This is a genomic window from Jiangella endophytica (assembly GCF_003427025.1).
Taxonomy (GTDB): Bacteria; Actinomycetota; Actinomycetes; order Jiangellales; family Jiangellaceae; genus Jiangella; species Jiangella endophytica.
The window spans coordinates 42,726-53,807 of sequence record NZ_QVAI01000006.1 but is presented as its reverse complement, the minus strand read 5'-3'; the positions used below and the strand labels follow the sequence as shown (position 1 = coordinate 53,807).

8 protein-coding genes are annotated in these 11,082 nt (G+C 71.5%); 2 read left to right on the top strand and 6 right to left on the bottom strand.

Going from position 1 to position 11,082, the window contains the following annotated elements:
• Window positions 1–44 precede the first annotated feature (44 nt).
• Together DZA62_RS14145 and DZA62_RS14140 are read right to left on the bottom strand one after the other, a co-directional pair.
• A complete protein-coding gene (locus DZA62_RS14145) occupies window positions 45–2,054 on the bottom strand; it encodes a HelD family protein (RefSeq protein ID WP_232827442.1) in 2,010 nt (669 codons plus the stop codon).
• A 997-nt stretch (window positions 2,055–3,051) separates the two neighbouring features.
• A complete protein-coding gene (locus tag DZA62_RS14140; protein ID WP_116949825.1) occupies window positions 3,052–4,698 on the bottom strand; it encodes a DNA repair helicase XPB in 1,647 nt (548 codons plus the stop codon).
• Window positions 4,699–4,725: 27 nt separating this feature from the next.
• Between DZA62_RS14140 and DZA62_RS14135 the strand changes: the two genes are divergently transcribed.
• Together DZA62_RS14135 and DZA62_RS14130 are read left to right on the top strand one after the other, a co-directional pair.
• Window positions 4,726–5,241: a GNAT family N-acetyltransferase gene (locus tag DZA62_RS14135; protein WP_198663756.1), complete on the top strand. Its 516-nt coding sequence runs from the start codon at window positions 4,726–4,728 to the stop codon at window positions 5,239–5,241.
• Between the two features lie 146 nt (window positions 5,242–5,387).
• Window positions 5,388–7,001, top strand: coding sequence for an LCP family protein (locus DZA62_RS14130; RefSeq protein ID WP_116949555.1), 1,614 nt, complete (start codon window positions 5,388–5,390; stop codon window positions 6,999–7,001).
• Window positions 7,002–7,022: 21 nt separating this feature from the next.
• Here DZA62_RS14130 and DZA62_RS14125 read toward each other — a convergent pair whose 3' ends face one another.
• The 4 genes from DZA62_RS14125 to DZA62_RS14110 form a co-directional block, all read right to left on the bottom strand.
• A complete protein-coding gene (locus DZA62_RS14125; RefSeq protein WP_232827439.1) occupies window positions 7,023–7,859 on the bottom strand; it encodes a DeoR/GlpR family DNA-binding transcription regulator in 837 nt (278 codons plus the stop codon).
• Window positions 7,860–7,872: 13 nt separating this feature from the next.
• The gene (locus tag DZA62_RS14120; protein ID WP_116949822.1) at window positions 7,873–8,676 is read right to left on the bottom strand and encodes a carbohydrate ABC transporter permease; all 804 of its coding nucleotides are present in this window, start codon (window positions 8,674–8,676) and stop codon (window positions 7,873–7,875) included.
• A gap of 62 nt (window positions 8,677–8,738) precedes the next feature.
• Complete coding sequence (locus DZA62_RS14115; RefSeq protein ID WP_116949554.1) at window positions 8,739–9,674, bottom strand: carbohydrate ABC transporter permease; 936 nt, start codon at window positions 9,672–9,674, stop codon at window positions 8,739–8,741.
• Complete coding sequence (locus DZA62_RS14110) at window positions 9,671–10,924, bottom strand: extracellular solute-binding protein (protein WP_116949553.1); 1,254 nt, start codon at window positions 10,922–10,924, stop codon at window positions 9,671–9,673. The genes DZA62_RS14115 and DZA62_RS14110 overlap by 4 nt, the downstream gene beginning before the upstream one ends.
• Window positions 10,925–11,082: the final 158 nt, after the last annotated feature.

The window sequence follows — 11,082 nt, the reverse complement described above, 5'->3', positions numbered from 1 at the left end:
CAATACACAGAATGTAGCCCTTGGCGGGCATCGGCATCGTAACGCTACTGGTGAGTCAGTACTTCGGGAAGCGGGTCGCGGTGCACGACGGTGAGCGACGACACCGCGCGGGTGAGTACGACGTAGAGGCGGCGCAGCCCGGCCGGCTCGGCGGCGACGATGGCGGCCGGCTCGACGACGATCACGTGGTCGTACTCCAGACCCTTCGCCAGCGTGGCCGGGACGACGGTGACGCGCTGGTCGTCGGCGAGGGCTCCGTGCGCCACCCCGGCGGCGTCGAGGGCGGCGGTGGTGCCGGCGACCGCGTCGTCGGCGACGATGACGCCGACCGAGCCCTCGCGGGCCGCGACGTCGCGCGCTGCGTCGGAGACGGCCGCGGTGAGGTCGCCGGCGGCGTGCGTGACGTCGAGGCGACCCGGATTGGACCGGACCGGTTCCGGCGGCGCGACGCCCGGTGCGATGACCGGCAGCAGCCGCCCGGCGAACTCGACGACGGACGCGGGGACGCGGTAGCCCTTGCGCAGCACCTCGAGGTGGGCGTCGTCCTGCGCGAGGTGGCGCAGCGCCTCCGGCCAGGACGGCGTCGCCCACGGCGTGGTGCCCTGGGCGATGTCGCCGAGGACGGTGAGCGAGCCGGTGGCGGCGCGCCGGCCGACGGCGCGCAGCTCCATGGGGGAGAGGTCCTGCGCCTCGTCCAGCACGACGTGCCCGACGCCGGCGGCCCGCGCGAGCGCCGCGGCGGCCTCGTCGACCAGGACGGCGTCGGCGTGCGACCACGGCGCGGTCTTCGGGCCGCGGGCCGGCTTGCGCCACAGCAGCCGCTGCTGCTCGTCGGCGTCCAGGACCCCGTCGGCGGCGGTCGCGAGCAGACCGGGCTCACTGAGCAGTCGCATGACCAGCTTCACGGGGTCCAGCGCGGGCCACAACTCGTCGACGTACGCCTTCACCGGACGGGACCGGGCGACGGCGTTCTGGACGCGGTCGTCGGTGATCTCGCCGGCCGCCTCCATGCGCAGCAGGATCCGGTGCGCCAGCCGCTGGCCGAGGAGCGAGCGGGCCGTCGTGTAGCCGTCGCCGCGCTCGCGCAGCGTCCGGACGGCGTCGGCGACCTCGTGCACCGGGACCCGCCAGCGCCGGGTGCCGCGGGCGACGTAGAGCGTCTCGGTGGGTTCGGCGACGTGTGACCAGATGGCGTTGCGCAGGACCGTCGCCAGGCGCTCGTCGCCCTTCAGGCCGGCCGTCGCGGGGTCGTCGGTGCTCCTGATGGCGACGCTCTCGACCAGTTCGGCGACGGTGACCTGGCGGACGTCGACCTCGCCGAGCGTCGGCAGCACCTGGGCGATGTAGTGCAGGAACGCCTGGTTCGGGCCGATGACCAGCACGCCGGTGCGGGCGAGCCGGTCGCGGTAGGTGTGCAGCAGGAACGCGGCCCGGTGCAGCCCGACGGCGGTCTTCCCGGTGCCCGGCGCGCCCTGCACGCACACCGTCCGGTCCAGGCTCGCCCGGACCACCTCGTCCTGTTCCGGCTGGATGGTGGCGACGATGTCGCGCATGGGCCCGACGCGCGGACGCTCGATCTCCTCGGTGAGGATGCGGCTGGTGACGTCGGCCTCGCCCGGGTCGAGCAGGTGCTCGTCCTCGTACGACGTCAACTCGCCGCCGGCGAACCCGTAGCGGCGGCGCAGCGTGACGCCGTGCGGGTCGTCGCGGGTGGCCCGATAGAACGCCCGCGACACGTCCGCCCGCCAGTCGACCACCATCGGGTCGCCATGGCCGTCCATGACGTGCCGCCGGCCGATGTGAAAGGTCTCGGACGTGCCGTCGTGCTCATCGCCGGGGTCGACGCGGTTGATGCGGCCGAAGAACAGCGGCAGCGACGGATCGTCCTCCAGCGCCTTCGCCCGCCGGTACAGGGCGGCCTTCAGGTACTCGGTGGAGACGCGGTCGCCGCCCTGCGCCGTCAGCGACAGGGTGTGCTCGCGCATCGCCTCGAGGTCGGCGCGGGAGCGGCGCAGATGTTCGCGCTCGGACTGCAGGACGGGGTCGGCGGACACGGACGGCCTCCTCGGGCTCGGCGGAAGATGAGGCGTTTCCGACGGCCCGGTGGCCCGGTCCGGTCGCGAAGGGCATCAGAGCGTAGCCAACGCCCGCTGGGGTGTCCACCGAATTTCTCAGCGACCCCTGGTGAGCGACTCCAGGAAGACCTCTGGGGCGACATGAGGCTTGTCCGCTCGGTCCGTGGGTGGGACGGGTGCTGGGTGGTGGGTGGGGTGGGGGTGACGGGCTGCGGGTGGACGTCGGCCCGATCGGTTCCGTCGGTGGCCTGGCCAGCTCGGTTCGGCCGGTCGGCTTGGTCTGCTGGTGGGCCGGCGTTCCGTGTGCCCGGGTTCCGTGTGCTGGGCGTACGTGCGTCGGGTCGTGCCGTTGGCCGTCCCCCTGCTGCCCATTTTCTCAGCCGCGAGGCCGCGCCTCAAGCGGACCTGCTTGGGCGCTTCGCGCCGACGAGGACCGCTTGACCCGCGGCCGCGCGGTCTCAGAACGGGCGGCTACCAGGGGGACGGGGCGAGTCTGGACACGCCTCGGGCTCCGCAGGCGTGGTCCCGGATTCCAGCGGTCCTGTCGTCAGGTTCCAAAGGCGCAGGGGGTGCGGGGTCGGCCGTCGGTCCGACTGCTGGCGGCGGTGGCCCGGGGCCGTGGCTGCCGTCGGTGTGGCCGCTGTCGGCCGTTGGCCCGGCCGCGCCGCCGTCGTCCTCGCCACGAGCCGTCAGTTGACCCGGCCCCCGTTGATGTCGGTGTGCGCCGTGATGAGAACGGCGATCAGGAGACAGCACTCAGCCGCCCTGGCAGCACCACACCGCCCGTGAACATCGGTTCACACACCACTCCACCAGGCGTTCTCCCACTCCGCCAGGCATGCACGCCTCGCAGAGCGGGAGAACGCCTGGTGAGGTACGCGATCGTTGATGATCAACGCTGCCCAGGGCCCCAACGGCACCACCAGCCTCAACGGCCACGACCCACGGCGAACTCGCACCCGAATCCTCGGTCGCGTCAGCTGTCGCGCAGGACGTCCTCGGCGTCGGCGATCTGGTAGGCGTAGCCCTGCTCGGCGAGGAAGCGCTGCCGGTGCTGGGCGAAGTCCTGGTCGACGGTGTCGCGGACGATGACGGAGTAGAAGCGGGCCGTGCGGCCGTCGGACTTGGGACGCAGGATACGGCCGAGCCGCTGCGCCTCCTCCTGCCGCGAGCCGAACGTGCCGGAGACCTGGATGGCGACGCTGGCTTCGGGCAGGTCGATGGAGAAGTTCGCCACCTTGCTGACCACGAGCGTGCGGATCTCGCCGGTGCGGAAGGCGTCGAACAGCCGCTGCCGCTCGCGCACCGTCGTCTCGCCCTTGACGACCGGGGCGCCGAGGCGTTCGCCGATCTCGTCGAGCTGCTCGATGTACTGGCCGATGACCAGCGTCGGCTCGCCGGCGTGCCGCTTCACCAGGCCCTCGACGACGCGGGTCTTGGCGTCGGTGCACGACGCCAGCCGGTAGCGCTCGTCGGGCTCGGCGGTCGCGTAGGCCAGCCGCTCGCCGTCGGACAGCGTGACGCGGACCTCGACGCAGTCGGCGGGGGCGATCCAGCCCTGGTTCTCGATCTCCTTCCAGGGCGCGTCGTAGCGCTTCGGGCCGATCAGCGTGAACACGTCGTCCTCGCGGCCGTCCTCGCGCACCAGCGTGGCCGTCAGCCCGAGCCGCCGCCGCGCCTGCAGGTTGGCCGTCATGCGGAAGATCGGCGCGGGCAGCAGGTGCACCTCGTCGTAGACGATGAGGCCCCAGTCGCGGGCGTCGAGCAGCTCGAGGTGCGGGTAGACGCCCTTCCGCCGGGTGGTGAGCACCTGGTAGGTGGCGATGGTGACCGGGCGGATCTCCTTCTTCGCGCCGGAGTACTCGCCGATCTCGTCCTCGGTGAGGCTGGTCCGCTTGACCAGCTCGTCGCGCCACTGCCGGGCCGCGACGGTGTTCGTCACGAGGATCAGCGTGGTGGCGCCGGCCCTGGCCATGGCGGCCGCGCCGACCAGCGTCTTGCCGGCGCCACAGGGCAGCACCACGACGCCGGAGCCGCCGTGCCAGAAGCCGTCGGCGGCCTCGCGCTGGTACGGCCGCAGCGTCCAGCCGTCCTCGGCCAGCGCGATGGGGTGCGCCTCTCCGTCGACGTAGCCGGCGCTGTCCTCGGCCGGCCAGCCCAGCTTGACCAGCGCCTGCTTGAGGTTGCCTCGTTCGGACGGGTGGACGACGACGGTGTCGGGGTCGAGCCGTGCGCCCATCAGCGGGCTGACCCGCTTGGACCGCAGCACCTCCTCGAGCACCGCGCGGTCGGTGGTGACGAGCACCAGTCCGTGTACCGGGTGGCTCTCCAGCCGCAGCCGGCCGTACCGGGCCATCGTCTCGGCGACGTCGACCAGCAGGGCGTGCGGGACGGGGTAACGGGAGTAGCTGAGCAGGGTGTCGACGACCTGCTCGGCGTCGTGACCCGCGGCCCGGGCGTTCCACAGGCCGAGGGGGGTCAGACGATAGGTGTGCACGTGTTCGGGAGCCCGCTCCAGCTCGGCGAACGGCGCGATGGCGCGGCGGCAGTCGTCGGCCTGGTCGTGGTCGACCTCGAGGAGCAGGGTCTTGTCACTCTGGACGATGAGGGGTCCGTCGTTCACCACCCCATTGTCCCGTACCGTCGGCCTGTGAGCGAAACGGTCGAGCGGGTCGCCGAGATCGGCGACGAGCTGGGGTCGTGGCTGCTGAGCTGCTGGGTCGACGTGACGAACGCGGGCGGTGCGGTGGGCTTCCTGCCACCGGTCGCCGCCGCCGACGTGCGACCGGCGCTCGACGACCACCTGGCGGCCGTGGCGGCCGGGGCCGGGTTCGTCGGCGTGCTGCGCGTCGACGGCGAGCGGGCCGGCTTCGGTTTCGTCATCGGCTCCACCCAGCCGCTGTTCCGGCACTGGGCGACGGTGCTGCGGCTGCAGGTGCACCCGCGGTTCCAGGGCCGCGGCGCCGGACGGGCCCTGCTGGACGGTCTGGCCGGCCTCGCCCGCGCCGACGGCCTGGAGTTCCTGCACCTCACCTACCGCGACGGCATGGGACTGGGGCGGTTCTACGAGTCGTGCGGCTTCGCCGAGGTGGGCCGCATTCCCGGCGCGATCCGGGTGACGCCGGGCGACGACCGCGACTCCGTACTCATGAACCGGAAGCTGTGAACCGGGACAGGACGGGCACGCCGGGAACGCAGGGGGCTCCGTAGGAGTTCGTCACGTGAGGCACAATGTCCGCGACCCATCGGCAGCACGTCCCGATCCGGTAAGGAGGCAGCCCGCGTAGGGGCACGCGCGCGGGGGCGGCATCGATGAGCAGCGACGAGACGGTCGGCCGGCGAGCTCGGGGGCGACGCAACGGCGTCAGCCCGGCCGAGTACCGCCGATTCCTGCGCCAGGTCGGCGTCGGCGCGTTGATTCCCGGTGCCGGGCTCATCGCGGCCGGCCGGAAGAAGCTGGGCTGGACCATCGTCGCGCTGTTCGTCCTGCTTGCCGCGGGCGCCGCCGTCTACGTCGTGCGTAGTGGGCTGTCCGGCCTGGTCGACGCCGGCACCGACATCGACACGCTGAACCTCGTCACCGCGGGCCTCGCCGCCATCGCCGCGGTGTGGCTGCTCACCGCGCTGGTCAGCCTCTACCTGCTGCAGCCGCGGGGTCTGCGCGGGCCGCAGCGGCTGCTCTCGGCGCTCATCGTCGTGGTGGTCGCCTCGCTGGTCGTCAGCCCGCTCAGCATCGGCAGCCGGTACGCCTACACGCAGCGCGACTTCATCGGCAACGTCTTCGCCGACGACGACCAGCCCAGCCTCACCGTCCCGGAGTCCTCCGACGACGACCCGTGGGCCGGTCAGCAGCGCGTCAACGTGCTGATCCTGGGTTCCGACGCCGGCCCGGGCCGCGAGGAGACCCGCACCGACACGATCATGGTCGCCAGCATCAACACCGAGACCGGCGACACCGCGCTGTTCTCGCTGCCGCGCAACCTGCTCAACGTGCCGATGCCGCCGGACACCCCACTGGCCGAGGCCTACCCCGACGGCTTCCGCGGCTCCGAGGAGGACGCCTACTACTGGCTCTCCTCGATGTACCGGTTCGTGCCGTACGAGTTCCCGGACTTCTTCAAGGACATCCCCGACCCCGGCGCCGAGGCCATGAAGCTGGTGGTCGGCGAGGTGCTCGGGCTCGACATCCACTACTACGTCCTGGTCAACCTGCGCGGCTTCCAGTACCTGGTCGACGCGTTCGGCGGCATCGACATCGACGTGCCGTACCGCATCCCGATCGGGACCAAGGAGCAGTACGGCCGCTGCACCGAGCCGTCCGGCTGGATCGAGCCGGGTGAGAACCAGCACCTCGACGGCTACCGCGCGCTCTGGTTCGCCCGCGCACGCTGCGGTCCCGGCCCGGTCTCCGACGACTACGAGCGCATGCGCCGTCAGCGCTGCGTCATCGGCGCCATCGCCGAGCAGGCCAACCCGACGACGCTGCTGCGCCGCTACCAGCAACTCGCGCAGGCGGCCGAGAACACCATGTCCACCGACATCACCCAGTCCCGGCTGTCCGACTTCGCCGAGCTGGCGCTGAAGGTCCAGGACGCCGGTGGCCTGCGCAGCCTGCCGTTCACCGACGACATCATCACGTACCACGACCCCGACTACGACGTCATCCGCGAGTTCGTCCAGAAGTCGCTGGACCCGCCGGCCGAGACGCCGCCGCCCAGCCCCGACACCTCGGACGGGCCCACCGGCGACGCGACCGAACCTCCGGCGGCCGACCCGACGGAGGAGCCGCCGGCAACGGACCCGACGGAGGAGCCGCCGGCCGACGACGCGCCCACGGACGAGCCGACCGGCGACGGCGAGACGCCGGGCGCCACCGAGACGCCCAGCGACGCCGACGGCGCCGTCAACGTCGACGACGTCTGCTGACCCGGGAGACACGCCGCGGCGTCAGACGACGTGCACCTCGACGCCCGCGGTGCGCAGCGCGGCCAGCTCGTCCTCGGGCGCGCTCGGGTCGGTGACCAGCACGTCGACCTGGTCGACGTCGCAGATGCGGGCGAACGCGCGGTGGCCGATCTTCTCGCCGGTGCCGGCGACGACCACGCGGCTGGCCCGCTGCACCATGAGCGCGTTGATGCCGGCCTCGCCGACGTGGCGGCAGGAGGCGCCGCCTGACGCCGTCAACCCGTCGATGCCGAGGATGAGGACGTCCAGCCAGAGCTCGTTGAGCACCAGGGTGGCCAGTGGGCCGGTCATCTCGTAGGACTGCGGCCGGGCCACGCCGCCGAGCGAGACGGTGCGGACGTGCGGGCGCAGCACCATCTCGGTCGCGATGTTCAGGGCGTTGGTGACGACGGTCAGCGCGTGCTCGCCCGAGTGCGGGCCGTGCTCGATGCGGGCGGCGAGCCGGCGCGCCGTCGCTGACGTCGTCGTGCCGCCGTTGAACCCGACCACCATGCCGGGCTCGACGAGGTCGGCGGCGAGCGCGGCGATGCGCTCCTTGGGGTCGCTGCCCGACGAGGCGCGGTAGCGGGCCGGCAGGTCGTAGGCGACCGCCGTGGCGAGGACGCCGCCGTGGGTGCGGGTGACCAGCTGCTGCCGGGCCAGCTCGGTGAAGTCGCGGCGGACGGTCGCCTCCGACACGGACAGCGCCGACGCGGTCTCGGTGACGCTGAGCCGGCCGCGCTCGGCGAGCAGGTCGAGCATCTGCCGCCAGCGCCGCGCACGGTCGGGCGCCTGCGCGTCCAGGTCGGCGCCGGCCTCGCCGGCCGGCTGGTCGGTCACGACGGCGTCCCCCTCACTTGACCGCCCCGGCGGTCAGCCCCGCCACCAGTCTCTTCTCGATCAGCGCGAAGAGCACGACCACCGGCACGATACCGACGATCGACACCCCGAACACATACTGCCAGGCCGACTCGTACTGGCCGACGAACTTGGTCAACGCCACCGACAGCGGCTGGTTCTCGGCCGTCGTCAGGATGACCAGGCTGGCGGCGAACTCGTTCCAGCAGGCGACGAACGTGAAGATGATCGCGGTGACGACGCCGGGCCAGACCAGCGGCAGTGTCACCCGGCGCAGGATCTGCAGCCTGGACGCGCCGTCGAGAGCGGCGGCCTCGTCCAGCTCGCGGGGGATCGCGGCGAAGAAGCTGTGCATGATCCACACCGCGAACGACAGGTTGAACGCGCTGTTGACGAGGATCATCGCCAGCCAGGTGTCGTTGATGCCGAGCGTGACGAACTGCCGGAACAGGCCGGTGGCCAGCACCGTCGGCTGCAGCATCTGGGTGACCAGCACGAGCAGCAGGAACACCAGCCGCCCGGGGAACCGGTGCCGCGCGGTGTAGTACGCGGCCGGTGCGGCGACGACCAGCACGAGCAGCGTCGCGCAGACCGAGATCACGATCGTCGACACCAGGTTGTACGGCAGCGGCGTCTCGGGCGTGGACCACATGTCGACGTAGTTCGACGGCAGCCACTCGTCGGGGAGGTACGTCGGCGGGACCCGCAGGATCCCCGAGCGCGACTTGAACGACCCGATCAGCATGATCAGGTACGGCAGGACGAAGACCAGCGCGATGAGGGCGCCGGCGACGGCCATCAGCGGCCGGCGGGCGCCACGGGAGCCCCTGGCGCCTCGGGTGCGGACGGCGGCGGCCACGGCTAGTCCTCCCTCATCGGCTTGACGACCTTCAGGTACACGAGGATCACGGCGAGCACGATGAGGAAGTTGACGATGCTCAGCGCGCTGGCGGTGTCGATCTGCCGGTCCGCCCGGATGAACTTGAAGATCAGCGTGGTGGTGGTGTCGGCGTTGTAGCCGGGGATCGAGCCGGTGATGACCTGCAGGATCGGCAGCGAGTTGAACACGTTGATGATGTTGATGATCGTGGCGACGGCGAGCGCCGGGCGCAGCAGCGGCAGGATGATCCGCCGGTACGTCGCCCACGGCCCGGCGCCGTCCATCTGCGCCGCTTCGCGGACGTCGTCGGGGATCGTCTGCAGCCCGGCCAGCAGCGTGTACGTGGTGAACGGCAGCGACACGAACACTGCGATGCCCATGGCGGTGAAGAACGCCGGCACCGCGTTGCGGGTGAACCCGTACGGCTGGTCCAGCAGCCCGACGTCGACGAGGAACGCGTTGATGATGCCGTAGAACGGGTCCAGCCCGTAGTAGACGACGGTCGTGGTCATGACGACGCTGGCCGCCCACGGCACGATGATGGTGAGCCGGACGAACCGGCGGCCGGGGAACGCCTTGTCCAGGAACTGCGCCAGCCCCAGCGAGAGCAGCACCGTCACCACCACCACGCCGACCACCCACACGACGGTGTTCAGCAGCACCCGCGGCAGCGCGGTGAACTCCAGCAGCCGGGCGTAGTTGTCCAGGCCGGCCGGGCCGTTGTCGACGCCGAACTGGCTCAGGTCGCGGAACGACGTCCACGCCATGTAGCCGGCCGGGAAGAACACCACGCCGGCCATGAGGAGCAGCGTCGGTCCGAGCCACGGCAGGGCCCGGACGGTCGCCGCCCAGCGGGAGCGGCCGCCCCGCGGCCGGTCGGTCGACCGGGCCGCGGGGCGTGTCGCCGTGGTCGTCATGCGTTGTCGGCGCTGGCCTGGATCTGCTGCAGCACGGACACGGCGTCCTGCGTCTGGATCTGGCCGAGCAGGTTCTGCAGCGCGCCCTGTGTGGCCGCCCACGCCTCGTTGGTGCTCGGGTAGAACTGCGCGTCGGGCAGCAGCGCGAGGAAGTCGGCGAACCGCTCCGCGTTGGCCGTGCCCTCGGCGCCGGACTTCGTGGTGGGCAGGAAGCCCTCGGTGTCGACGAAGCTCAGGTACACCTCGGTGCTGAAGAAGTGGTCGAGGAAGGCCCGGATCGCGTCCTGCTTGTCGTCGTCGTTGCGGAACGCCATCAGGTGGTCGGCGACGCCCAGCGTCACCGGCGAGCCGTCCTGCGTCGGCACGGGCGCGATGCCGTAGTTGAGCGCCGGGTTGCGCTCCTCGATCTGCCCGATGGTCGGCGGCAGGCCGACGGCCATCGCGATGCTGCCCTGGATGAACACGTCGAGCATCGGGGTGCGGTCGGTCGCGCCCGGGTCGGGCTGGGTGGCGCCCTCGTCGATCATCCGCTTCATGAACTCGACCGCGGCGAGGTTCTCCGGGGTCTCGACGGTGATGGCGTCGCCGTCGGTCCACGACCCGCCGCCGCCGAACGTCCAGATCGACGTCTCGGCCTGCGCCTCCTCGCTGCCCAGCGGCATGCCGTAGCCGTAGACGCCGGTGCCCAGCGCGGAGATGGCGGACCCCGCGGCCAGCAGGTCCTCCCAGGTGGCCGGCGGTTCGGTGATGCCGGCCTGGGCGAGCACGTCCTCGTTGTAGAACAGGGCCCGCGCCGACGCGATCATCGGCAGGCCGTAGACGGTGCCGTCGAGCGAGGCGTTGTCGACGAACGACTCCTGGAAGTCGCCGAAGGTGTCCTCGGAGACGACCTCGTCGGCCGGGTAGAGCAGGTCGTCCTTGGCGAACCCGCTGAACGCGTCGATGTTCAGGATGTCCGGCGCCTCACCGGCCTGCACCTTGGTGCGGATGACGTCGTTGATGTTGTCCCACGACTGCACCTCCAGGTTCACGGTGATGTCGGGGTTCGCCTCCTCGAACGAGGCGATGATCTCGTCCCACAGCGCCGTCGTGCCGTCGCTGTACTGCGGCACCAAGAGATCGAGGGAGGTCGAGCCGCCCCCGTCCGAGCCGCCGTCACCGCTGCCGCCGTCGTCGCCGCCGAAGCCGCACGCCGTGAGCGCGAGTCCCGCCGCCATCGTCGCTGCCGTCAAGGACACCAGTCGTCTCATGTCCGCCCTCCAGGTCGCTCACCGCGATGATTGTTTGTATGCGTTTCATGCACGTTTCGCGCAGAATCTGTCGATGCGGGTACCCATCGTGGCGGCCACATCACACCGTGTCAACAGGCCGTGACGCGAACGCGACCTTGACCGGATGTGACCGATAG